24 protein-coding genes are annotated in these 23,681 nt (G+C 61.3%); 17 read left to right on the top strand and 7 right to left on the bottom strand.

Features of this window, described 5'->3' with window-relative positions:
* Positions 1 to 18: 18 nt before the first annotated feature.
* From HFO71_RS16995 to HFO71_RS16980, 4 genes are read left to right on the top strand one after another with little or no spacing between them, the layout of a single operon-like run.
* Positions 19 to 1,278: an ABC transporter substrate-binding protein gene (locus tag HFO71_RS16995; RefSeq protein WP_168258368.1), complete on the top strand. Its 1,260-nt coding sequence runs from the start codon at positions 19 to 21 to the stop codon at positions 1,276 to 1,278.
* Positions 1,279 to 1,289: 11 nt separating this feature from the next.
* Positions 1,290 to 2,327: a carbohydrate ABC transporter permease gene (locus tag HFO71_RS16990; RefSeq protein ID WP_130655509.1), complete on the top strand. Its 1,038-nt coding sequence runs from the start codon at positions 1,290 to 1,292 to the stop codon at positions 2,325 to 2,327.
* On the top strand, positions 2,324 to 3,373 hold the full coding sequence (locus HFO71_RS16985) for a carbohydrate ABC transporter permease (protein WP_003539547.1): 1,050 nt from the start codon (positions 2,324 to 2,326) through the stop codon (positions 3,371 to 3,373). The genes HFO71_RS16990 and HFO71_RS16985 overlap by 4 nt, the downstream gene beginning before the upstream one ends.
* A 31-nt stretch (positions 3,374 to 3,404) precedes the next feature.
* Positions 3,405 to 4,484, top strand: a complete 1,080-nt coding sequence (locus tag HFO71_RS16980) for an ABC transporter ATP-binding protein (RefSeq protein ID WP_168258369.1) — start codon at positions 3,405 to 3,407, stop codon at positions 4,482 to 4,484.
* Positions 4,485 to 4,522: 38 nt separating this feature from the next.
* Here HFO71_RS16980 and paoC read toward each other — a convergent pair whose 3' ends face one another.
* From paoC to HFO71_RS16950, 6 genes are all read right to left on the bottom strand, one after another.
* Positions 4,523 to 6,733 carry an aldehyde oxidoreductase molybdenum-binding subunit PaoC gene (paoC, locus tag HFO71_RS16975; protein WP_168258370.1) on the bottom strand — a complete coding sequence of 737 codons (2,211 nt, stop codon included), beginning with the start codon at positions 6,731 to 6,733 and terminating at the stop codon, positions 4,523 to 4,525.
* Positions 6,734 to 7,288: 555 nt separating this feature from the next.
* Positions 7,289 to 8,182 carry a LysR family transcriptional regulator gene (locus tag HFO71_RS16970; RefSeq protein WP_017960398.1) on the bottom strand — a complete coding sequence of 298 codons (894 nt, stop codon included), beginning with the start codon at positions 8,180 to 8,182 and terminating at the stop codon, positions 7,289 to 7,291.
* A 129-nt stretch (positions 8,183 to 8,311) separates the two neighbouring features.
* A complete protein-coding gene (locus tag HFO71_RS16965) occupies positions 8,312 to 9,106 on the bottom strand; it encodes a carboxymuconolactone decarboxylase family protein (protein WP_131642627.1) in 795 nt (264 codons plus the stop codon).
* Positions 9,107 to 9,159: 53 nt separating this feature from the next.
* Positions 9,160 to 9,627 (bottom strand): (R)-mandelonitrile lyase, encoded by a 468-nt coding sequence (locus HFO71_RS16960; RefSeq protein ID WP_376766913.1) that lies wholly within the window; start codon positions 9,625 to 9,627, stop codon positions 9,160 to 9,162.
* Between the two features lie 102 nt (positions 9,628 to 9,729).
* On the bottom strand, positions 9,730 to 10,713 hold the full coding sequence (locus tag HFO71_RS16955) for an aldo/keto reductase (RefSeq protein WP_131642629.1): 984 nt from the start codon (positions 10,711 to 10,713) through the stop codon (positions 9,730 to 9,732).
* 66 nt (positions 10,714 to 10,779) lie between these two features.
* Positions 10,780 to 11,160 carry a DUF2255 family protein gene (locus HFO71_RS16950; RefSeq protein ID WP_168258372.1) on the bottom strand — a complete coding sequence of 127 codons (381 nt, stop codon included), beginning with the start codon at positions 11,158 to 11,160 and terminating at the stop codon, positions 10,780 to 10,782.
* Between the two features lie 484 nt (positions 11,161 to 11,644).
* On the opposite strand from HFO71_RS16950, the gene HFO71_RS16945 reads away from it, so the two are divergent.
* From HFO71_RS16945 to HFO71_RS16895, 11 genes are all read left to right on the top strand, one after another.
* Complete coding sequence (locus HFO71_RS16945; RefSeq protein WP_131642631.1) at positions 11,645 to 12,385, top strand: SDR family oxidoreductase; 741 nt, start codon at positions 11,645 to 11,647, stop codon at positions 12,383 to 12,385.
* 337 nt (positions 12,386 to 12,722) lie between these two features.
* On the top strand, positions 12,723 to 13,655 hold the full coding sequence (locus tag HFO71_RS16940; RefSeq protein WP_168258423.1) for an NAD(P)-dependent alcohol dehydrogenase: 933 nt from the start codon (positions 12,723 to 12,725) through the stop codon (positions 13,653 to 13,655).
* Entirely contained in the window at positions 13,652 to 14,359 is a 708-nt protein-coding gene (locus tag HFO71_RS16935) for a helix-turn-helix transcriptional regulator (protein ID WP_131642632.1), read from the top strand. Before HFO71_RS16940 ends, HFO71_RS16935 begins: the two co-directional genes overlap by 4 nt.
* Positions 14,360 to 14,449: 90 nt before the next feature.
* On the top strand, positions 14,450 to 15,076 hold the full coding sequence (locus HFO71_RS16930) for a methyltransferase family protein (RefSeq protein WP_131642633.1): 627 nt from the start codon (positions 14,450 to 14,452) through the stop codon (positions 15,074 to 15,076).
* Between the two features lie 294 nt (positions 15,077 to 15,370).
* Positions 15,371 to 15,580: a hypothetical protein gene (locus HFO71_RS16925; protein WP_131642634.1), complete on the top strand. Its 210-nt coding sequence runs from the start codon at positions 15,371 to 15,373 to the stop codon at positions 15,578 to 15,580.
* 9 nt (positions 15,581 to 15,589) lie between these two features.
* Positions 15,590 to 15,964 (top strand): GFA family protein, encoded by a 375-nt coding sequence (locus HFO71_RS16920; protein WP_131642635.1) that lies wholly within the window; start codon positions 15,590 to 15,592, stop codon positions 15,962 to 15,964.
* Positions 15,965 to 16,124: 160 nt separating this feature from the next.
* Positions 16,125 to 17,417, top strand: coding sequence for an efflux RND transporter periplasmic adaptor subunit (locus HFO71_RS16915; RefSeq protein WP_168258373.1), 1,293 nt, complete (start codon positions 16,125 to 16,127; stop codon positions 17,415 to 17,417).
* A gap of 12 nt (positions 17,418 to 17,429) precedes the next feature.
* Positions 17,430 to 18,146: an ABC transporter ATP-binding protein gene (locus HFO71_RS16910; protein ID WP_132609513.1), complete on the top strand. Its 717-nt coding sequence runs from the start codon at positions 17,430 to 17,432 to the stop codon at positions 18,144 to 18,146.
* Entirely contained in the window at positions 18,136 to 19,338 is a 1,203-nt protein-coding gene (locus HFO71_RS16905; protein WP_168258374.1) for an ABC transporter permease, read from the top strand. Before HFO71_RS16910 ends, HFO71_RS16905 begins: the two co-directional genes overlap by 11 nt.
* Before the next feature lie 96 nt (positions 19,339 to 19,434).
* Entirely contained in the window at positions 19,435 to 19,794 is a 360-nt protein-coding gene (locus HFO71_RS16900; RefSeq protein ID WP_168258375.1) for a VOC family protein, read from the top strand.
* A 300-nt stretch (positions 19,795 to 20,094) separates the two neighbouring features.
* Positions 20,095 to 20,709, top strand: a complete 615-nt coding sequence (locus tag HFO71_RS16895) for a GntR family transcriptional regulator (RefSeq protein ID WP_168258376.1) — start codon at positions 20,095 to 20,097, stop codon at positions 20,707 to 20,709.
* Between the two features lie 50 nt (positions 20,710 to 20,759).
* Here the strand turns inward: HFO71_RS16895 and HFO71_RS16890 are convergent, their stop codons facing one another.
* Positions 20,760 to 21,572: a ferredoxin--NADP reductase gene (locus HFO71_RS16890; RefSeq protein ID WP_168256255.1), complete on the bottom strand. Its 813-nt coding sequence runs from the start codon at positions 21,570 to 21,572 to the stop codon at positions 20,760 to 20,762.
* A 355-nt stretch (positions 21,573 to 21,927) separates the two neighbouring features.
* Here HFO71_RS16890 and pcsA point away from each other — a divergent pair, with 355 nt between their 5' ends.
* Entirely contained in the window at positions 21,928 to 22,656 is a 729-nt protein-coding gene (gene pcsA, locus HFO71_RS16885) for a phosphatidylcholine synthase (protein ID WP_012757415.1), read from the top strand.
* Between the two features lie 10 nt (positions 22,657 to 22,666).
* Positions 22,667 to 23,647, top strand: coding sequence for a quinone oxidoreductase family protein (locus HFO71_RS16880; protein WP_170269558.1), 981 nt, complete (start codon positions 22,667 to 22,669; stop codon positions 23,645 to 23,647).
* Positions 23,648 to 23,681 lie beyond the last annotated feature (34 nt).

Below are 23,681 nucleotides of genomic sequence, written 5' to 3'. Positions count from 1 at the left end.
GGTCAATAGGAGGAGAAAATGACCAGAATGAAATCGATCGGCGCGGCTTTTGCTGCAATTCTGTTGAGTTCCGTTGCCGCCCATGCCGGCGACGTGCGCATCATGTGGTATTCCGATGGCGGCGAAGGCGAGGTGATCAAGGATCTGCTGTCGCGCTTTTCCAAGGCCAATCCCGATGTCAATGTCATCCTCGACGAGGTCTCCTACGACGTCGTCAAGGAACAGCTGCCGGTGCAACTCGAAGCCGGGCAGGGACCGGATATCGCCCGCCTCACCAATCTGAAGGCGCCGGCCCAGCACTGGCTCGATCTTCGCCCCTACCTCACCGATGCGAAATATTGGGAGGACAATTTCGGCGCCCAGGCTGACTGGATGCGTCCGGACGGCTCGAATGCCATCACCGGCTTCATGACGCAGCTGACGCTGACCGGCGGTTTCGTCAACAAGACGCTGTTCGAACAGGCCGGCGTCGAAATTCCCGGCCCGAAGGCCACCTGGGACGACTGGGCGGCGGCGGCCAAGAAGGTCGCCGACAGCCAGAAGGTCTTTGCCATGGCGATCGACCGCTCCGGCCACCGCGTCTCCGGCCCCAATATCTCCTATGGCGCCAACTATATCGCCGCCGACGGCAAGCCGGCGCCGATCGATCAGGGCGCCAAGGAATTCCTCAGCCGCTTCGTCAAGTGGAACGAGGACGGCACGATCAACAAGGATGTCTGGGTCAGTGCTGCCGGCACCACCTACCGCTCCGCCGCCGAGGACTTCATCAATGGCGGCCTTGCCTATCTTTATTCGGGCAGCTGGCAGGTTTCGGGCTTCGCCCAAAAGATCGGCGACAATTTCGACTGGGTGATGGCCGGAAGCCCCTGCGGCACGGCCGCTTGCACCGGCATGCAGGGCGGTGCGGGTCTGGTCGCCGTCAAATATACCAAGAACCCGAAGGACGTCGCCAAGGTGATGGATTACCTGGCAGGTGCCGACGTGCAGAAGGAATTTGCCGAACGCAGCCTGTTCATTCCGGCGCATAAGGGTGTCGCCGCCGGCCAGATGGACTTCAAGACCGACAATCCGCATGTGCAGGCGGCGCTGAAGGCCTTCGTCGAAGCGGCCGGTCAGACGGCGGCACCCGCCATGAAGCTGCCGGGCTGGAAGTGGTCGGATGCCTATTACAGCGCCATCGTCGCCCGCATCAGCCAGGTGATCGCCGGCGAAATGAAGCTCGACGACGCCTATGCCCGCATCGACGAGGACATCAAGGCCAAGGTCGCCGGCAACTGACGGAAGAACAGATGACGGCGAAGACGGTTTCTTCTGAACCACCGGCGAGAACCGGTCTGCGGCAGGCGCTCCTTGCGCCTGTCCGGCTTGCCATGGGGATCGTCGACATTCCCATGCGCGGCTGGCAGAAACTCACCGGGCTGAACGGCATGGCGGGCGTCTTTTTGGCGCCCAACATGCTGATCTTCACCGTCTTCGTGCTGCTGCCGCTGGTCATCAACTTCATCTATTCGACGACGAGCGGCAGCGCCATCTTCCTGCAGAACAGGACCTATGTCGGCGCCGACCAGTACCGCATCCTCTTCGATTGCCGCAGCTATCTCGATCCCTCGACCTGTGCCGCCGACACCTTCTGGGCGGCGGTACGCAACACCGCCGTCTTCGTCGTCTTTCAGGTCACAGTGATGCTGATCGCAGCGCTCGCAACGGCTTTGATCCTCAACCGCGAGCTTTCCAATCGCGGCTTCTGGCGCGCCGTGTTCTTCTTCCCGGTGCTGCTGTCGCCCGTCGTCGTCGGCCTGATCTGGAAATGGATCCTGCAGCGGGAGGGCCTGTTGAATTATGCGCTGAGCCCCTTCGGCTTCGAACCCTTCTCCTGGCTCAGCGATCGTTTCTGGGCCTTCTTCTTTGCCGTCTTCGTCTCGGTCTGGGCGCATATGGGCTTTTATGCGCTGATCCTGCTCGCCGGCCTGCAGGCGATCCCGCGCGATCTCTACGAGGCGGCGGCGATGGACAGCGCCCGCCCGACCCGCATCTTCCGGCGCATTACCCTGCCGCTTCTGATGCCGAACCTCATCGTCGTGTTGGTCTTGGCGCTGATCCGCGCCGTGCAGATTTTCGACGAGGTCTTCGTGCTCACCGGCGGCGGACCGGGCACCAGCACCATGTACATCACCCAATATATCTACGAGACCGGCTTTGCGAGTTCGCTGCGCAATCCGGGACTGGCGTCGGCCGCCTCGATCCTGATGGGCATCGTGCTCGTCATCCTGACGCTGGTCCAGCTCGGCGTCAGTAGCCGCAACGAGAAGAAGGGAGCACGCCAATGAGCGCCGTTTCTGCCTTTCTGCTCCGCCGGCGCGGTCGCGGCTGGCATTGGACGGATGTCGTCACCTGGATCTGGCTGATCTCGGGCGTCTTCCTGATGTTCGGCCCCGCCGTCTGGCTGGTCTTCTCTTCCTTCAAGACGCCGGCGGCCCTTGCCGAATTCCCGCCGTCCTTCCTGCCCTATGTCACCGAGCAGGCAGTGGTGCCGGGATACGACAAGCCGTTGCCGCTCTATAATGTCGCAATGCCGGATGGCAGCACCCGCGTGCTCGCCGAAGTCCGCCGCATCGGCATCATCGGCCAGATGGTCGATCCGAAACAGCCGGGCGAAATCGTCAAGGCGAATATCAAGGACCGCACACCGGTGCGCCAGGTCGAATTCGCCGGCGGCAATTACACCGAACCGTTCCAGCGCTTCGATTTCTTCCTGTTTCTGCGCAACTCCGTCTTCGTCACCGTCGTGGCGACGGCGATTACGCTGCTCGTCAATTCCATGGCCGCCTTCGCGCTGTCGAAATACCAGTTCCCCGGCCGCACCGCCGTCATGTTGATGATCCTGGCGACGCTGATGGTGCCGCTCTCGGTCATCGTCGTGCCGCTCTATTCCGTCATCGGCACGCTGAACCTCTTCGACAGCCTCTGGGGTGTCATCCTGCCGACGGTCGCCACTCCGACGGGCGTCTTCCTGCTCAGGCAGTACATGCTGACGATCCCCGACGAATTGCTCGACGCCGCGCGTATGGACAAGGCCAGCGAATGGCAGATCTACTGGAGGATCATCCTGCCGCTGTCGGCGCCGGCGCTCGCAGTGCTGGCGATCTTCTCGGTCGTCTGGCGTTGGAACGACTTCCTCTGGCCGCTGATCGTACTCTCGCGCAAGGAACTCTATACGCTGCAGGTCGGCCTGAACGTCTATGCCGGCGAGTTGAATGTGCAATGGCACTACATCCTCGCCATGACCGTCGTTTCGATGATCCCGGTCGTGCTGATCTTCGTCTTCCTGCAGCGCTTCATCACCACGGGCATTGCCGGCTCGGGGCTCAAATAGGCCAACCTTAAAATAAGAAACAGGAGAGTGCATGAGCGGGCTTGAGCTCAGGAACATCGTCAAGAATTTCGGCGCCGTCGAGGTCATTCGCGATGTCTCGCTTCATGTCAACGACGGCGAGTTCGTCGCTTTCGTCGGCCCATCCGGCTGCGGAAAATCGACGCTGCTGCGCCTGATCGCCGGCCTCGATAAGCCGACTGGCGGCAGCATCGCCATCGACGGCAAGGATGTTACCGCTATCAGCGCCGCCGATCGCGGCCTGGCCATGGTCTTCCAGTCCTATGCGCTCTATCCGCATATGAGCGTCAGGGAAAACCTCGCCTTCGGTCTCGAGAACACCAAGGTGGCGAAGGCCGAGATCGAAGCGCGCATCACCGACGCCGCACGCATGCTGGAGATCGAACCTTTCCTGCAGCGCCGCCCGGGCCAGCTCTCCGGCGGCCAGCGCCAGCGCGTTGCGATCGGCCGCGCCATCGTGCGGCGGCCGGATGCCTTCCTGCTCGATGAGCCGCTCTCCAATCTCGACGCCGAACTCAGGGTCACCATGCGTGCCGAACTCGCAGCCCTTCACGCCCGCCTAGGGGCGACGATGATCTACGTCACCCACGATCAGGTCGAGGCGATGACGCTGGCCGACCGCATCGTCGTCTTGAGAAGCGGCAGGATTGAGCAGGTGGGAACCCCGCTGGAACTCTATAACAAACCGGCCAACCGCTTCGTCGCCGGCTTCATCGGCGCGCCGCACATGAATTTCCTCGAAGGTGCGATCGTCGGTCACGACGGCGGTTTCGCTGAGGTCGAAACCGTCGGCGGCCATCGCCTTTCCGTCATTGCTAAGGAGGCACGCCCGGCGGGCGAAAGGGTCAGCATCGGTATCCGGCCGCAGCATATCACCCTTGCCGATGCCGGCTCCGCGAGCAGGCTGGATACAAGCGTCACGCTTGTCGAGGAACTGGGCTCGGAGACCGTCGTGCACGCCGAGGCGGCCGGAAAGAAGCTGATTGCGGTCTTTGCCGGCCAGCAGCGCATGAAATCCGGCGACAGCCTGCCGCTGCATCTCGATCCCGATATACTCCACCTCTTCGGCGAGGACGGCCGGCGCCTGTCTTGATGGCGCTCTGCGAAGTCTCTTGTCTGGCGTTGAGATCATCATTCGCGATGAGGCATTCGGTCGAGTAACTTCTCCAGTGTGATCGGATATTGCCGCACCCGCACGCCGGTTGCGTTGTAGACCGCATTTGCGACGGCCGGCGCGACACCGGTCAGTCCCAGTTCCCCGACGCCTTTCGCTTTCACCGGCGATATGGCTGGATCTACTTCGTAGAGGAGCATAGCCTCGAGATGAGGGATGTCGGCGTGGACCGGAACCTCGTAGCCGGCGAGATCATGATTGACAAAGAAGCCAGATCTCTTATCGACGACCATCTCTTCCATCAGGGCCGCCCCGATCCCCATTGTCATCCCGCCGATCACCTGGCTGCGGGCGGTCTTGGGGTTGAGGATGCGACCGGCGGCGCACACGGCGAGCATGCGGCGAACGCGGATTTCGCCGGTATAGACGTCGACGCCGACCTCGGAAAAATGCGCCCCGAAGGTCTGGATCGCCAAGCGCCTCGCCAGATCGCCGAATTCCATGACGTCCTCGGCGACGAGATCGCCGTCGGCGGCAGCGTTAGCGAGCAGCGCGCTTCGATTTCCGGAACGAACCTCACCGTCGACGAACTCTGCCTCGGCGGCGTTGAAGCCCAGGCGCTGGGCGACCACCGCCCGCAGCTTCGTGCAGGCAGCATAGACGCCTGCGGTGACGGAAGGCGCGCCCTGCTGTCCTCCAGATCCCGGCGTTTCCGGAAAACTCGAATCCCCGAGCTTTGCCACCACGTGCTCGATCGGCAGACCCATCATCTCGGCCGCCGTCTGCTGCACGATCGTATAGCTGCCGGTGCCAAGGTCCGTCATGTCGGTCTCGACCGTCAGCATGCCCTGGCGATCGAGACGGACCCGCGCTCCGGCCTTTGAAATCGGTGCCCCGCGGATCGCACCCGCCATGCCCATTCCGATCAACCAGTCACCATCGCGGACTTGACCTGTCTCTGTTTTCCGCATGCTCCATCCGAAGCGTTCGGCGCCCGTGCGCAGGCATTCGACGAAGGGACGCGAGGAAAAGGGCCGATCGGCATTTTCCGGGTCGACCTGGGTATCGTTCAGGATGCGGAACTCAACCGGATCCATGCCCAGCTTCTCGGCCATCTCGTCCATGGCGATCTCGAGCGCCATCAAACCGGGCGCCTCTCCCGGCGCACGCATGGCATTGCCCTCGGCCAGGTCGAGCGTCGCCAGCCGGACAGCTGTCATCCGGTTCGCCCCGGCGTAGAGCGACCGTGTCGAAAGGGTGGTCGGCTCGGTGCGGCCGCCGGCGAGATTGCCCGACCAGCTCTCATGACCGACCGCCGTCAGCCTGCCGTCGCGCGAGGCGCCGAGCCGGATTCGTTGGATCGTCTTCGGCCGATGGATCGTATTGTTGAACATTATCGGACGTTGAAGCGTGATCTTCACCGGTCGCCGCACCATTCGCGCGGCAACGGCCGCCAGCACCAGATCTGACTGCACCGTGCCCTTGCCGCCGAAGCCGCCGCCGATGAAGGGTGAGATCAGCCGAACGTTTTCGCGCGGAATGCCGAGAATGAGTCCGAGATCGCGGGTTCCCCAATTCATCTGCTGAATTGAGGTCCAGCACGTCACCCGATCGCCATCCCAGGCCGCGATCGTCGCATGCGGCTCCATCATTGCATGTGCCTGGTCGGGAACAGTATAGGTCTCGTCAACTTTCACCTCCGCTGCTGCGAAAGCCTGGTCAAAGTCTCCGACCTGCGTCTCGGTCGGTCCACCAAACTCCATCTGCGGTGCAACCGGGGCACTGTCCAGTTGCTCGGCGAGATCGAATCGGCCCGGGCTGCGCGTATAGTCAACGCGGATCAGCGAGGAAGCCGCGCGTGCCTGTTCGAAGGTCTTGGCCACCACCACTGCAACAGGCTGATGGTAGTGATCGACATCAGGGGCAGCCAACATGCGCTGGACATAAAATTTTCCGACACCAAGCGGACCGGCATTGCGGTGAGTAATGACGGCCAGCACGCCGGGCGCGGCCTCGGCGCGCCGGGAGTCGATCGATGAGATCCGGCCCTTGGCAATTGCCGCGCCAAGGATATAGCCGTAGGCGGCGTTTGGTGCGACGTTGTGATATTCGTAGGCGTAAGTCGCCGTCCCAGTCGTCTTGAGCTCTGCCTCGAAGCGGTTGTGAGGCTGGCCGACAACGGTCATTCGGTCAATCGGGTTCGGTCCTGCAGGTGTGTCGAACTTCATGGATCAGCCCTCGCTTGCGCTATCACGTCGCTGAGCGTCCGCTCCACCAATAACAGCTTGAACGGGTTCTTGACTCGCGGCTCCGCGCCTTCAGTAGTCGGTCAGCCGGTATAGTCGATGCTGGGACTCGTGCTCAGCGGCGAGGCAGCGGATCGCTCACGTGAGTAAATGGGTCACGCATCGGAAAGGATTACCGGCGGCAAATTGCAAGACCTTATGAGTCTGCCTCACGAACGGGAGCTTTCTGCCGAGATCAGCCGAGCAAGCGGCCTGCGGTGAGGCGCTCCCAGTTCGCATGCGCGAACTTTGCCTTGTCAACGGCGCCTAGCCCAGATCTTCGACAAATCGCCGCGCCTCCGGGGCGATATTGGTATGGGTAGTCCGTCTAGAACAGGATCCGGTCCACGCCGACGGCATCGATCGCCTGCCGCAAGTGGGCAGTGCTGAACATGCCGCTGGCCGTCAGAGACGAGATGGCCGCCGTTTGCGCTTCATTTCCCGCAGGAGCCGCGCAACGGCGCCTAAAGTGGCTCTCCACGGTGTCGTCGCAGCCGCTCACGTTGAATAACGCAACGCGTTCACGAGAAGGGAAAAAGCGGCCGAAGACTGCCGTCGGCTTGGGTAGTAGAGATGGAAGCCTTCCCAATAGGGCGAAAAATCTTCCAGAAACCGGTGGAGGCGACCAGTTCCGAGATGGAGCTTGGCGATATCCTCAGGGACATAGGCAAAGCCGAAGCCGTCGAGAGCCGCCTCAAGAACGTTGTAGATCGTGTTGAAGACGAGCTGTCCGTCCACCCGAACCTTGATCTCGCGGCCGTTCTCTTCGAACTCCCAGGCATAAAGACCGCCATAGGTGGGCAGGCGCAGATTGATGCACCTGTGCTGCATGAGGTCCTTCGGATGTCTTGGAATATCGCGTGAGGCAAAATAGGATTCTGCGGCGACGACCGCGAAGCGAACATCCGGCCCGATCCTCACCGAGATCATGTCCTTGGCGATCTGTTCGCCGAAGCGCACGCCCGCGTCGTAGCCTTCGCTGACGATGTCCTGCAGACCGTAGTTCACGTCCAGTTCGAGCCTGATGTCGGGATATTGTTGGAGAAAGGTTCGAAGCTTCGGCCATATGTAGCACTGGATCTGGTAGTCGCCGGCGGTCAGCCGGACGGTTCCAGCCGGCTGGTCCCGAAGAATGTTGAGCCCATCGAGCGCAGATCCGATCTCGTCGAAAAGCGGACCGATGCTCTGCAGCATCCTTTCGCCCGCCTCGGTCGGAGAGACACTGCGCGTCGTCCTTGTCAGCAGCCGCACGCCCAGCCGCTGCTCGAGCTGACGGAGCGTATGGCTCAGCGCCGACTGCGAAACGCCGAACTTGGCTGCGGCTTTGGTGAAACTGCGCTCCCTCGCAACCACCAGGAACACCATCAGGTCGTTGATATTCTGGCGCTCCAATGATGATTCCTCCTCATAGACGCCCATCATAAACGCCTGCCTATGAAATGGTAGCAATCAACTCTGGAGCAGCAAGCACGCCGGACCCCTTTGCGCCGGACCGGCGTGCTTTTGCTGCAAGCTGGAGCTTCACTTCGCCCGGCTACGCAGCACCTCTCCGACAACCGGCGATGCAGAGAAGGCGTTCGGCCAGCCGGCGTAGAAGGCCGTATGGGCAACGATCTCGCCGGCTTCGTCGGCGGTCAGGCCGTTATCCATGGCGCGGTTGAGGTGATAGGTGATCTGAGCGCTCTGGCCCGATGCGATCAGCGAACTAACCGTCACAAGGCTGCGGTCTCGCGGTGCAAGGCCCGGCCGCTGCCAGAGGTCGAGGAACAGCGGGTCGGTCGTAAACTGCACCAGCCCCGGAGAGATTGGACCGACGTTCCTCTCGACGCCGGTGGCGCGTTGGCGCTCGACCTCTTCGTTGAGCGGCAGCAGTTGCGGAGAGGCCGCAGGCAGCTGGTCGGCCGTGATGCCCCGGTCTTTGAAGACGTCCTTGGTCGCGGCGACTGCCGACATCGCGTTCGACCAGCCCGAGTAGAAAGCCAGATGCGTGATGATCTCGGAGACCTCCGTCGGGCTCACCCCGTTATCGAGAGCGACGTCGACGTATTGCTTCAGATCGATTGCCTGGTTTCGGGCGATCAGCACGGCCAGAGTGACGATGCTGCGATCGCGGCGTGACAGTTGCGGCCGCTGCCACAGATTTCCGAGCACGTCCTCTTCCGCGTATCGGCCAAGAGCCGGTGATACGGACTGGATGTCGCTGACCGACAATGACGATGCGCTTCCTGGCATAGCTCCGCCTCCCGCTCCTTCCTGAGCGAAGACAGGCTCACCCATCGTGAGCGAGATCGCCGTGGCAGCTATAATTCTCTTCATCGATATCTCCTGGCGACTGAATGCTTGCCGACCCGGCGTCGACGCTTGGCCAATCAGTTAAGGTACTGCTCGTCGATGACATGCTCCATCCAGCCGCCGGGAACTGCTGGGTCATCCGGGAAGGTGATGGAGATGTGACGCATACTGGTCGTGGCCGTGGCGCCGTGCCAGTGTTTGACACCTGCCGCCGTCCACACGACGTCACCAGCCCTGATTTCGCGCTTGGCGCCACCATCTTCTTGGATCCAGCCAACCCCGTCCGTGACGATCAGAACTTGCCCGGTGGAATGGACATGCCAGGCCGACCGGGCGCCCGGCGAGAAAGTCACGTGACCACCAATGGAGCGCTTGTTCTGATGGACGGCAAACAGCGGCTCGACCAAGACATGGCCGGTGAAATTCTGGGCAGGTCCAATGGCGTGGGCGCGGGAGCCGTTCGGCGAGACGGCGACGCCTTCGGCGGATGCGGGTTCCACACCCATGAGGGCGAGAGGCAATGCCGTTGCAAGTATCTTCTTCATCGTTTCCATCTCCATTTATGATTTCGGCTGACCGTCCGCAAATCGTGCTCCCGCAAATTAAAGCGGAGCCTTGATTGCGTCTCGCTCACGGCAATGACGGGACTAGAGCCCGGATCGGCGCATCATGGCTTCGGGATACCGAGCGCCATGAATGACGATATTGGCCTGCTCGATCTCGTCGAGATCGGCCTTGTCCAAGGTGACGTTCAGCGCGCCGATATTCTCCTCGAACCGTTCGAGCTTGCGTGTGCCGAATAGCGGGACAATCCACGGCTTCTGCGCCAACAGCCAGGCTAGCGCGACCTGCGCAGGCGTCGCGCCATGCCTCTCACCGATCTTGCCGATCAGATCGACCAGTTTCTGGTTGGCGAGACGGGCTTCCTCAGAGAAGCGGGGGATGCCCGCTCGGATATCGGAACTGTCGAACCTGGTGTTGAGGTCGATCTTGCCGGTCAGAAATCCCTTGCCGAGAGGGCTGAAAGGCACGAGCCCGATGCCGAGTTCCTCGATCGTCGGAATGATTTCGGCCTCCGGCTCGCGGGTCCACAAGGAATATTCGCTTTGCAGCGCGGCCACCGGCTGTACCGCATGCGCACGGCGTATCGATCGGGCACCGGCCTCGGACAGGCCGAACCACCGCACCTTGCCCTCGGCGATCAGCTCCCTGACCGTCCCGGCCACATCTTCCATCGGCACGTCTGGATCGACCCGATGCTGATAGTAGAGGTCGATGTGATCGGTGCGCAGACGCTTTAGGCTGCCCTCGATGGCGCGGCGGATCTGCGCCGGCTTGCTATTGACGCCACCGCGGTGCTTGCCCGTCTCCTGATCGATGTCCCAGCCGAATTTCGTGGCGATCTTGACCTTGTCGCGAACCGGGGCAAGCGCCTCGCCCACCATCTCCTCGTTCGTCCAGGGGCCGTAGACTTCAGCGGTGTCGAAGAAATCCATGCCGCGTTCGACGGCGGTGCGAAGCAGGTCGATCATCTCGGCCCGGTCGGGAAGTTCGCGGGCCTTGCCATAGCCCATGGCGCCCAGCGACAAAGCGGAGACCTCCAGGCCCTGGCCGAGTGTGCGCTTGATCATCTTGCGTCTCCTTTGCTCGAGTTGGTTTGGATGGCTACCGACGACGCCATCCGGATCCGAGCGCCGTCAGGCAGTTTCCTCACGCGGCGTGATCCGGACGGTTGCCGCGCGTGCTCGGGCGCTGACCATCGGCGCGAGATACTGGCTCTTGCCGTATTTGGCGCGGTAGGCGTCGTCGATGCGATCGTTGATCGGGCCGTCGACAGGCTCGAAGGCGACGGTGCGCGTCATGCCGGCGGCAATGATCCGTCCAGCCTTCTGCTGGACCGTCGCCTGATACCAGCGGGACTTCTGACCATGGTAGCCGCGCACGTAGAGCGAGCCATCGACGACAACCTCCCAGATCCAGGTCGGGGTGCCATAGGTGGCGCCATCTTCGCGAAACGGTGCGATTTTCAGATCGTCGGCCTGATCGATTTTGCTGAGCTCGTCATCCGACCAGTTCATCGTCGCTCTCCGCTCAGTTTGGCTACAGTCGTGGTGCCGCTTCCCGATCTCATGCTCTGAATATAGAGCGCGTGCCCAACCATGATTAGGCGCCGCAAATCGCATGAACTTATGAGCGTGAATCATCAATGCAGGCCGGTCGCCGGCGGAGGTTCGGCCTGCGATGCAGACCTTTTGCTCTTACGGTGCTGTGCTGGAAAGGTGGCTGAAACGCACATCGGTCATCGCTCACGTCAACAGGCGACGTAACCCGGTGCGAGGGAACATGGCGACCGGATTGCGGTTCGATCGGCATTCTGGTACGAACGGCCCGTCGAAAGAGTGCTGACCGGATGGTAGCCCGGTCGCCGTCTCAAGGGACGGCAATTCTCCCTCCAAGGGTATCCGCGACACCCGAGACCGGCTTGCCGGTCGCAAAGGTGTGTCCGCTGATAACCACGTCATCGTCGGCGCACCTTCTCAACTGTTGGAAGGATGGACGACCTTGAAGCTCACAGGAAACACAATTCTCATCACTGGCGGCGCAACCGGCATCGGTTTCGCGCTCGCGCGGCGCCTTTGCGAAAAGGGCAATCACGTCATCATTTGCGGCAGAAGCGAAGCCGCGCTGCGGAAGGCACAAGAGAAAGTGCCTGCGCTGATCACCCGCATTTGCGACGTTGCCGACGGCGAGAGCCGCCATTCAATGGTCGAATGGCTGAAGGTGGAACATCCGGCACTCAATATCATCGTCAACAACGCCGGCGTTCAGCATCGGCGCGATTTCAATACCGATCCGGCGATCGACACTCTCGATCAGGAAGTGGCGATCAATCTGACGGCGCCGATCCATCTGATTGCCGAGTTGCTCGCTACCTTGAGGCAGCAAGAACATGCGTTCATCATCAACGTCAGCTCGGGCCTCGCTTTTTCGCCGATGGCCGATGTGCCGGTCTATTGTGCCACAAAGGCCGCGATCCACTCCTTTACGCTCAGCCTGCGCCATCAGTTGAAATCCACCGCAATTCGGGTGATCGAGGTCGCGCCACCGATCGTCGATACCGCTCTCGGCGGTGGTACGCGCAGCGAAGGCACCGCAAGCCGCATGATGGTCTCCTCGGAAGAGTTCGCTGCCGATGCGCTGGCGCAGCTTGAAACGGATAAGGATGAGATCCTGATCGGCATCTCCGCCGACACGCGCCGGATGGGCGAAGCCCTGTTCGAGCGCATGAACAGCCGCTCCTGATGGTGGATTGCCGCGACCGGTCGCGGCGACCCTCGCGAAGATCCTGCTCGGCGGCTGGATCTGTAAGCGGACGATGTCACAAAAACGATGGTGCCAGAATCTGGCACCATGGTGGTCTAACCTGCATCGACGTGACGGAATTCAGGAAAGCCATGGTCATCAGACTTCGCGGCGACGCCGGATTGCCTCCGCGGATGTCTATGCGATCTCCAAGCATTCCCGTCAAACGCGGGCAGGGGAGGCCGCCTGGTCGTCGGGCCGCTGGCACTGCCCGGGCTCGCGGCGGCTTGCCACCGTCACAGTCGTGCCTTCAGCAAAACAGGAAGAATGGCCCACTATGAAACGCATTCAATATCACCAGTACGGCGGCCCCGATCTAATGCGGATCGAGGAGTTCGAACTGGCTTCGCCGGGTAAAGGACAGGTGGCGGTCAAGATCAAGTTCGCAGCGATCAATCCCATCGATTGGAAGCTGCGGGCGGGACGGATGAAGATCGTTACAGGAAGGGCTTTTCCTCGCGCAATGGGGATGGATATTTCCGGGACGGTCATTTCGGTCGGTGAAGGGGTGACGCGTTTCAAGATCGGCGATGCCGTGTTCGGTCTTGCCCGGTTCAAGGAGAGCGGCGCCCTGGGAGAGGCTGTCGTCACCAAGGACAGCTTCTTGGCCAAGAAGCCCGACACCGTTTCGTTTGAGCAGGCGGCCTGCCTCGGAACCCCTGGAGCCACTGCTTGGAACGGGCTGGTCGATAAGGCGAAGCTGACTGCCGGCGAGCACGTCTTCATCAATGGCTGTACCGGTGCGGTGGGCGAAGCGGCTGTGCAGATCGCGCAGATTCTGGGCGCAAAGGTCTCGGGCAGTTGCAGCGCGGTGGCGACGGAACGGGCGCGGGCCCTCGGCGTTCAAACCGTGTTTGACTATCGTACAACTGATTTGTCGACGGTTCGCGAGCGTTACGATGTGGTCTACGACACGGCGGCGACGATGACGGACGCAGTAGGGCTTGGGCTGTTGCGTCAGAATGGCCGGTTCGTCGACCTCAATCCCACGCCGGGGAAATTCATTCGATCGATGTTCAACCGAAGACTGAAGGTTGTGGTGTGCACGCCGAGGGCCGAGATCCTCGATAGGCTCGCTCGTGCCGCCAAGGACGAAAATCTTCGCCTTCCGATCGCCGAGATCGTGCCTCTCAGCGAAGCGATTCCACTCATCACGGCTCTTGAGTCCGGACGGAAGCTCGCCGGAAAAGCCCTCGTCGTGATGGAGTGAGCGTGTCACGAAGCCATCGACTATTTGACCTGATGCAAGTTCTTCGTCGTCACCGCGGAACGGTGCCCGGCTTGACGCTTGCGCGTGAGCTCGGCGTTTCGCTGCGGACCATCCGTCGTGACATCGTGACGCTACAGGCCATGGGCGCCGATATCGATGGAGAGCCCGGGGTCGGCTACATACTGCAGCCGGGCTTCCTTTTGCCGCCTCTGTCTTTCACGGAAGAAGAGATCCAGGCGCTTGTCGCTGGCGCGCAGTGGGTCAGTCGGCACACGGACGATGCTTTGGCGCACGCTGTTCAAAACGCGCTCGCAAAAATCGGCGGTGTGCTTCCGCCCGACCTGCGACGGAGCTTGGACGACCACACGTTCTTTGTTGGTCGTTCTGAAAAAGGTTCATCGGTTGTTGATCTGGCGCAGGTCAGGCGAGCGATGCGCGAGCAGCGAAAGATAAGCATCACGCACAAAGATCGAAGCGGGGCCGTGTTCGAAAGGACCATATGGCCAATCATGCTGGGGTTTATTGATTCACAGCGATTTATCGCGGGTTGGTGCGAACTGCAGGGCGACTTTCGTATCTTCCAAGCTGACCACGTCATGACCGTCAGTTTCCTGGACGATCATTATCCGGGAAACCGCCGCCAACTCGTCAAGGAGTGGCGCGCTCAGGAAAAGCATCCCTGCAAACAGAGGGATTGCGGATAGCTGATTGTCGCCTCGACCCCCGAATTCAACCTCGCCCTGAGGCACAGCCTGCAGAGCGTTTCGAAGACTTTATAGAGATCGGAAATATTTATGGCTTATACGACTTCCTCCGACCGCCCCTTTAAGCAGAAGCGGCGAATTTTGGCTTTTTGGGTGCTGACCGTTGCTTTCGTCACCTTCCAACTCATCGCGCATCCGGGCCTTGGATCTGAAAGCCTTTTTCTGACCCTGCTCGCTCAGTTCGGTACATTGTTGATCGCCTTTGGCATAATCGGACGGATCTGGTCGACCATCTATATTGGAGGTCGAAAGAATTCCGCGCTTGTGACCCAGGGACCCTATTCGATCACGCGCAACCCTCTTTATCTCTTTTCGCTCTGCATGATCAGCGGTGTCTGCCTGGTGTTCGGAAGTCTGCTTATCACCGCAATTTTCACGCTGCTCGCCTATCTTGTGTTCAGATATACGGCGAAGCGGGAGGCTGTATATTTGTCTCACCTCTTCGTTGAGCCATATGCGGAATACGCCCGGCGCACACCGTTGTTCTGGCCCAATTTCTCCAATTTTGAGTGGGGGCAGGCTCCGGTAATTTCCAACCGGGCGCTGCTGGTGACATCAAGAGATTCTCTCTTTACCATCGCCATGATCCCATTTTCCGAACTGGTCGAATACCTTCGAGAAAGCGGCTTTCTAACCATGGCAATCGTTGTTCCTTGATCGCGCCGAGCGTAAGTCGAAGCCCGGGACGCGCTCACGGTTGTCGTCGGCATGCTCAGGCAGCCCCTTGTGTCCGCACGTTAGAGTTTTTGTGCGGCGCGCAGCACAGGCTGGCACCGCCGCGTCCGCTTGGCGCGGCCCGCAACCTCGGTCCGAAAAATACGCATATCGGCGAAAAGGTTCCAGGAAAACAACCGCATTCCCCAATGCCGGAAGCCTCGATGCGGCTCGTCGGCTCTTTCCAAATCGACAGCTCGCTCTAGCTTAAAAGGGACGTGACGAAAGGAGAAAACCATGACCGACGCACCGAATACGGCGACCCCGGCGCGAAGAGTGTTGCGTGGCCGCCCCTACAGTATCGGCGAATTTGCCAGGAAATACCGCTTGGACGACAAGGAGGCAAAGCGCCTCTACGAGAAGTTCGGCCCATCCGCCACCGAACTCGACCTGTTGATGGCGGCAAAGCAGCGCCCGCCGGGCCTGCCGACCAATCTCGACGCCTGACGGTCCGACATGAAAATCCGAACCGGAAGCTGCCTTTGCGGGGCGGTCGCCTACAGGGTGGACGGTGAGCCGCTTCGCACCGGCCTCTGCCACTGCGCCGATTGCCGCAAATCGAGCGGCTCCGCCTTCACCTTTTTTGCGGTCTGGCCGCGCCAGGCTTTCTCCCATAACGGCGAGATCGCCACCTTCGCCGGCCGCAGCTTCTGCCCCGCCTGCGGCAGCAGGCTTTTCTGCCTCAGGGAAGACGAGGCGGAAATCCGCCTAGGGTCCCTGGACACTCCGCCGACCGACCTTGCGCCTGGCTATGAAGTCTGGATCAGGCGGCGCGAACTGTGGCTGCATCCCTTGCCCGGCGCGGGCCAATATGCCGAGGACGCGGATTGATAGACGCTTCGGGCGCCTGAACCAGCCTTTCCTTACCAATATTTCATTTCACCCATCCGCAATTCCGTGCCAGTTCGACGGCACGCTAATCGCCGGTTCATCTGCGTTGTGATTATTTCGCCGCAAAGGCCGCAGGCGCCACTGACGGGTTGAGGACGACATGAACAAAATCGTAAGCGGCAGCGAGACCGGAGCAAAGACAGGCGCAGCGTCCGATCTCGCAACGGTCCTTGCCGCATCGGGACGACAGGGCAAGCGCAGCCGCTGGCGCGGACGCCTGATCATCCTGCTGATCCTCATCGCTGCCGCAGCAGTCGCTGCTTATTTCTATATGGGCCGCGGGCAAAGCGAAGTGAGCTATGCCACCCAGCCGGCAAAACGCGGCGACCTGACGGTGCTCGTCACCGCAACCGGCTCCGTACAGCCGACCGAGCAGGTGGATATATCGAGCGAGTTGTCAGGCACGGTCCGCGACGTCAATGTCGATTACAACAGCACGGTCAGATCAGGCGAAGTGCTCGCCCTCCTCGATACCAACAAGCTCGAGGCCGATGTGAAGAGCTCGCGCGCCAAGCTCAATTCGGCCAAGGCGAACGTCGTCAAGGCCGATGCCGATATGCAATCGGCAAGTACCTCGCTCGAGCGGTTGAAGAGCCTGGTCAGGAGCAACGTCTCCACTCAGCAGAGCCTCGATGACGCCAGCTACAAATATGATTCCGCCGTCGCCGCCAAACAGATCAACGAAGCCGAGGTCCTGGCCTCGGAAGCCGACCTGCAGCTTGCCGAAGTCAATCTCGCCAAGGCGAAGATCATATCGCCGATCGACGGCGTCATCCTCACCCGCTCCGTCAATCCGGGCGCCACGGTCGCAGCCTCGCTTTCGGCCCCGATCCTTTTCACCATCGCCGGCGACCTGAAGAAGATGGAGCTGCAGGTCGATGTCGACGAGGCCGATGTCGGCCAGATCGCCGTTGGTCAGAAGGCGAAGTTCACGGTCGACGCCTATCCCGACCGGACCTTTCCCGCCGAGATCGAGCAGATCCGCTTCGCCTCCGAAGTGGTCAACAATGTCGTGACCTATAAGGCGGTGCTGTCGGTCGACAATGCCGACCTGCTGCTGCGCCCCGGCATGACGGCGACGGCCGATGTCACCGTCGAGGCCGTCAAGGACACGCTGATGGTGTCGAACGCTGCGTTGCGCTATGCCCCGGCCCAGGCCGAAAGGCGCGGTCGCGGCATTTTCGGCATCTTCGGCCCGCCGCGCCAGCGCAACAACAATGCCGGTTCGGCGCTGACGGGCACGCAGCGCCGCGTCTGGGTGCTGCGCAACGGCCGGCCAGTGCCTGTTGTCATCCAGGTCGGCTCATCCGACGGCCAGTTCACCCAGGTCGTCTCCGGCGACATCAAGCAAGACGACGCACTGGTGATCGACGCCACGGCGCGTGCGAACTAGGCGGAGAGACGGATGGCAAGCCCGCCGCTCATCGAATTCAGACAGGTCTCGAAAGTCTATGGCGAGGGCGAGGCGGCGATCCGCGCGCTCGACCACGTCGACCTTGCGATCAACGCCCATGAATTCGTCGCGATCATGGGGCCGTCAGGCTCCGGCAAGTCGACGGCGATGAACATTCTCGGCTGCCTCGACGTGCCGAGCGCCGGCGACTACATCTTTGAGGGCATTCCGACCAGCGGCTTCGACCGCAGCCAGCTGACTCTGCTGCGCCGCCACATGCTGGGCTTCGTCTTCCAGGGCTTCAACCTGCTGTCGCGCACCTCGGCCGTCGAAAATGTCGAGCTGCCGCTGATCTATCGCGGCATGGCGGTGCGCGAGCGGCGCGAACGGGCCCGCGAGGCGCTGGCGCTGGTCGGCCTCACCGGGCGCGAGCATCACAAGACACAGGAACTGTCAGGCGGCCAGCAGCAGCGCGTCGCCATCGCCCGCGCCATCGTTACCGAGCCGGCGCTGCTGCTCGCCGATGAGCCCACAGGCAATCTCGACACGAAGACCAGCATCGAGATCATGGATCTGATGACCCGGCTGAACCGCGAGCAGGGCATCACCATCGTCATGGTCACGCACGAGCCCGATATTGCCGCCTATGCGCAGCGGCTGCTGCGTTTCGTCGACGGCAAGCTGGAGACGGAAGTCGAGCATCGGAGGAGGGCGGATCATGTTCTTTGAAACGCTGAAGCTGGCGCTGCGGGCCATCAGCCGCAACATGCTGCGCTCGTTCCTGACCGTGCTCGGCGTCGTCATCGGCGTCGCCGCCGTCATCGCGCTGGTGACGATCGGCAACGGCACCACCGCACAGGTCTCGACCGAGCTGTCGCGGCTCGGCACCAACATGCTGTTCGTCCGTCCCGGCCAGTTCGGCCCCGGCCGGGCGAGCTCCGAGGCCAAGCGCTTCAGCGTCAAGGACGTCGCGGCGATCCGCGACCAGATCGGCGGCCTCAGGGCCGTGGCGCCGCTCAACCAGTCGACGGCGACGGTGATCTTCGGCGGCCAGAACCATTCCACAAGCGTCTCCGGCACCACCAACGATTATTTCATCGCACAGGACTGGAACCTGGCGCTCGGCCGCAATTTCACCCCTGCCGAGGAGCGTGGCCAGGCGCGCTGTATCATCGGTGAGACGGTGCGCTCACAGCTCTTCGGCAGCGCCGACCCCACAGGCCAGCAGATCCGCGTCGGCAAGGTCTCGTGCCCCGTCATCGGCGTGCTTGCCAAACGCGGCCAGTCCGGCATGGGCAACGACCAAGACGATGTCGTCATCATGCCGGTCAAAGTGTTCCAGCGGCGCATCAGCGGCAGCAGCAACGTGCCGCAGATCATCATCTCGGCGCGCGACGGCGTCTCCACCGCGAAGGTCCAGTCCGATGTCGAAAATCTCCTGCGAGAGCGCCGCAAGATCGTGCCCGGCCGCCAGGACGATTTCAACGTCAACGACATGACCCAGATCGCCGAGGCGATGACTGGCACGACGACGCTGCTGACCGGCCTTCTCGGCGCCGTTGCCGCGATCAGCCTGCTCGTCGGCGGCATCGGCATCATGAACATCATGCTGGTCTCCGTCACCGAGCGAACCCGCGAGATCGGCATCCGCCTGGCGATCGGCGCGCTCGAAAGCCAGGTGCTCACCCAGTTCCTGGTCGAGGCCGTGGCGCTGTCGCTGTTCGGCGGCATCACCGGCATCATACTCGGCCTCGGCCTCGGCTTCGGCACCGTGACGCTGCTGAAAGTCCCCTTCGTCTTCAGTCCCCTGATGGTCGCCGTCGCCTTCCTCTTCTCCGCCGCGATCGGCATGATCTTCGGCTATTTCCCGGCGAGAAGGGCCGCGCAGTTGAACCCCATCGAGGCGCTGCGGCACGAGTGAAAGACTGTGGCTCCCCGATAAATGCGCCATGGCAATACGCATGACGTCTCTCTGCTCTTGTCAATCGAACGCAACCGCTATCGGAGGCCAAGCATCATGCCGCTTAACAGGCTGGTGATCTATGCTGGGAATGTCGAGGAAACGGCGCGCTTTTATGAGAAGCACTTCGGTTTCAAGGCAACCAGCCTGCCCGGCGACAGGATCGTTGAACTCATCGCTCAGGACGGCGGTGCGAATATCATGCTGCACCAGGCCGCCAAGGGCCAGCGGAGCGGCCAATCCACCGTCAAGCTGGTCTTCGATGTGGAGGACGTCGAGGCTTTTTGCAGGCGATGCGCGGAGAACGGCCTGGAGTTCGGTGCCATCCATAAAGCCGATGGCTATCAGTTCGCCAATGCAAAAGACCCATGTCAAAATTCGATCTCGGTTTCCAGCCGGGCATTTCGCAAGGGGTGACCGAGGGAAGGTAGCGCGCGCTTTGCCTCTATAGACGAGGGCGAGTTTGGCGAGAGAGCCCGCGGCTGCTGATGGATGCGAGGTGGATGCTCGGCTCAAGGCCGAGCACGACGGAGAGTGGGGTGGTCGGCAGGAGCCATTCACGGCGTAGACGCCCGCGCCTGCAATGCCATTCGCAGATTTTCAGCAGCCTCGCGAATGTTATCTATCTGTCTCTATTCGATATTTCGGTGCCGACTTGTCTTCGGTTTTTGGCCGTGTCACTATGTGATATATCAGACTTGGCGACGGAGCTCCGTATTGCAGACTTCACAAAGCCATCTTGCCTATCTCGCGCTGGAGCATCTGATCGTGACGCTGGCCTTGAAGCCCGGCGCGCTGGTCACTGAAAAGCAGCTGATCGATATGGCGGGCCATGGGCGTACGCCGGTGCGCGAGGCGATCCAGAAGCTTGCCTGGCAGGGGCTGATCCTGGTCAAGCCGCGCGTCGGCCTGCAGATCGCCGAGATCGCGGCTCAGGATCATGGCAATGTCATGCAGGTGCGCCGCGAGCTGGAGCCGATCGCGGCAAGCCTTGTTGCTGAACATGCAAGCGACGAGCACCGCGCGCGCCTCATCGATTGCGCCCGCGCGATGGAGGAATGCGCCGTCACCGGCGATCTCGCCGGCTTCTTCGCCGCCGACAAGGCCTTCGACGAAATCCTTGAAGATGCCTGCCCGAACGGCTTCATCACGGCAGCACTCGGCCCGGTGCAGACGCATTCACGTCGCCTCTGGTACTCCAAGGCAAGTCCGGAGCGCATGGATCGCGCCATCGCGCTGCATGTCGCCGTCATCCGCGCCATCCATCAAGGCAGGCCGGATGAAGCGCGCACCAGCATGGCGGTGCTGATCGATTACCTTAGCCACACATAGCAACGACCCCGTTTCCGGAGCCGTTGTCAGATCAGATTGTCAGAAATGCTTTAGCCGACGAAAGCGCGCTCGATGACGAATTCGGCAGGCTTGCTGTTGGCGCCTTCATCGAGGCCAGCCTTCTCGAGCAGTTCCTTGGTATCCTTCAGCATGGCCGAGGAACCGCAGATCATGCCGCGGTCGATCGCTGGGTCGAGCGGCGGCACGCCGAGATCGGTGAACAGCTTGCCGGAGGAGATCAGGTCGGTAATGCGGCCGCGATATTCGAACTCCTCGCGCGTGACTGTCGGATAGTGGCGCAGCTTGTCGCCGACGACTTCCTTCAGCAACTCGTCGTTCTGGATCTCGTGCACGAGGTCGAAGCCGTATTTCAGCTCGGCGACATCGCGTGTCGTATGGGTGAGGATGACTTCCTCGAACTTTTCATAGGTCTCGGGATCGCGGATCAGGCTGGCGAAGGGCGCAATGCCTGTTCCCGTCGAGAACATGTAGAGACGACGGCCGGGCGTCAGCGCGTCGAGCACCAGAGTGCCCGTCGGCTTCTTGCGCATCAGCACCTGGTCGCCCGGCTTGATCGCCTGCAGATGGGAGGTGAGCGGGCCATCCGGCACCTTGATCGAGAAGAATTCCAGCTCCTCGGCCCAGGCGGGGCTGGCGATCGAATAGGCGCGGAACACCGGCTTGCCCTCGACCATCAGGCCGATCATCGCGAATTCGCCGGAACGGAAACGGAAGCCCTGCGGCCGGGTCATCGTGAAGCGGAAGAGCCGGTCGGTATAGTGCGTGACATCGAGCACCGTCTCGGCATAGACGCCGGCGGGGATGGACAAGGCGAAGTCTTCGGTCTTTGCAGGCGCGTTCATTTCGGTAGCGGATCCCGTTTCGTCGGATGAACTTTCGAATGCGAGCGAGATATTACAAATCCGGCCGGAATTAAAGGCATTCCATTCCACGCGACGCTTCTAAAGGGAAATATGCATGTCATTGTCAGGATTCAATGGGCAGCAAGGGCAGGCGGGGAATGTCGTATTTCCCGCTGGCGAAGGCCGGCAAAGGATGCATATTAGAGCAGCGCGCCGCAAACGGATACCGGTTTTCGACAAAAACGGTGCGACAACAAAGACCTACGGCGTCGAACCCGATTCAGCAACAGGGTCCGGCGATGGTGGCGAAAAAAAGATGCTTGCCGGGGCGAGCGCGATAGGGCGGTCGGGGAATATGAAGATTTTCAACTACAAGCGAGTTCCTTATGCGGAGATGCGCGCCTTTTCCGTCCATATTCTGACGGCATCCGGCTCCTTTCTTGCGTTTCTCGGCGTCGTTGCCGCCGCCGAGCACCGCTTCATCGACATGTTCTGGTGGCTGGGCCTCGCCCTTCTGGTCGACGGCATAGACGGGCCGATCGCCCGCAAGGTGCGCGTCAAGGAAGTTCTGCCGAACTGGTCGGGCGATACGCTCGACAATATCATCGACTACGTCACCTATGTGCTTCTGCCGGCCTTCGCGCTCTATCAGAGCGGCATGATCGGCGAGCCCTGGTCCTTCGTCGCCGCCGGCATGATCGTCGTCTCCAGCGCCATCTACTATGCCGATATGGGCATGAAGACGGACGAGTATTTCTTCTCCGGCTTCCCCGTCGTCTGGAACATGATCGTTTTCACGCTGTTCGTCATCGATGCCAGCGCCACGACGGCGCTCACCGTCGTCATCGTTTCGGTGGTGCTGACCTTCCTGCCGATCAATTTCCTTCACCCGGTCCGGGTCAAAAGGTTGCGCCCGCTCAATCTCGGCGTCTTTTTCCTGTGGTCGGCGCTCGGCATTTTTTCGCTGCTGATGCATTTCGACACACCCGAATGGGCGCTCATTCTCTTCATCGTAACCGGCGCCTATCTTTACGTCATCGGCGCGGTGCTGCAATTCTTCCCCGCCCTTGGGCGCGAAGCATAGGACAGGCAAGATGACCAAGACGCAGGCGGTTTCATTTTCGAGGACGGGCGGGCCGGAGGTTTTTGACTATGTTGAGATCGATCTTCCGCCGCCATCGACAGGCGAAGTGCAGATCAGACAGGCGGCGGTCGGGCTCAATTTCATCGATGTCTATTTCCGCAACGGCACCTACAAGGCGCCGCATCTGCCCTTTGTCACCGGCAAGGAGGGCGCCGGCACCGTGACATCGGTCGGCCCCGGCGTCGAGGATTTCAAGGTCGGCGACCGTGTCGCCTATGCCAGTGCCGACGGCGCCTATAGCGCCGAACGCAATGTCGAGACGCGGCATCTGGTGCATGTGCCGGACGGCATAGAGCTGGAGACCGCAGCGGCGATGATGCTGAAGGGCATGACCGCCGAATATCTCTTGAACCGCACCTTCCAGGTCGGCCCGCAGACGGTCCTGCTGTTCCACGCAGCTGCCGGCGGCGTCGGCCTGATCGCCGGCCAATGGGCAAAGGCGCTCGGCGCCACCGTCATCGGCACGGCGGGCTCTGACGACAAGATCCAGCTGGCGCTCGCCCATGGCTACGACCATGTGATCAACTACAAGAGCGACAGCTTCGTCGACCGTGTCCGCGACATCACCGGCGGCAAGGGTGTGGATGTCGTCTACGATTCGATCGGCCGGGATACTTTTCCACAGTCGCTCGATTGTCTGAAACCGCGCGGCCTTTTTGCCTCGTTCGGCCAATCTTCCGGTCCGATCGAGAATTTTACCCTCGCGGCTCTGGCGCAGCGGGGCTCGCTCTTTGCGACACGGCCGACGCTCTTCACCTATATCGCCGCGCGTCAGGAACTGATCGACAGTGCCAAAGCGCTATTTGATATTGTGCAAAGCAACAAAGTGGGTATCAATATCAATCAAACCTATCCGCTGCGTGAGGTTGGGCAGGCTCACGCGGATCTGGAAACAAGAAAAACAACAGGAACGACGCTGCTGATTCCATGAGATCCGAACGGACCGGTTGGCAGAAGAAATGAGG

This window comes from Rhizobium laguerreae, from assembly GCF_019778565.1.
Classification (GTDB): Bacteria; Pseudomonadota; Alphaproteobacteria; order Rhizobiales; family Rhizobiaceae; genus Rhizobium; species Rhizobium laguerreae.
The sequence above is the reverse complement of the archived record's forward strand: the minus strand, read 5'-3'. Positions and strand labels throughout refer to the sequence as shown.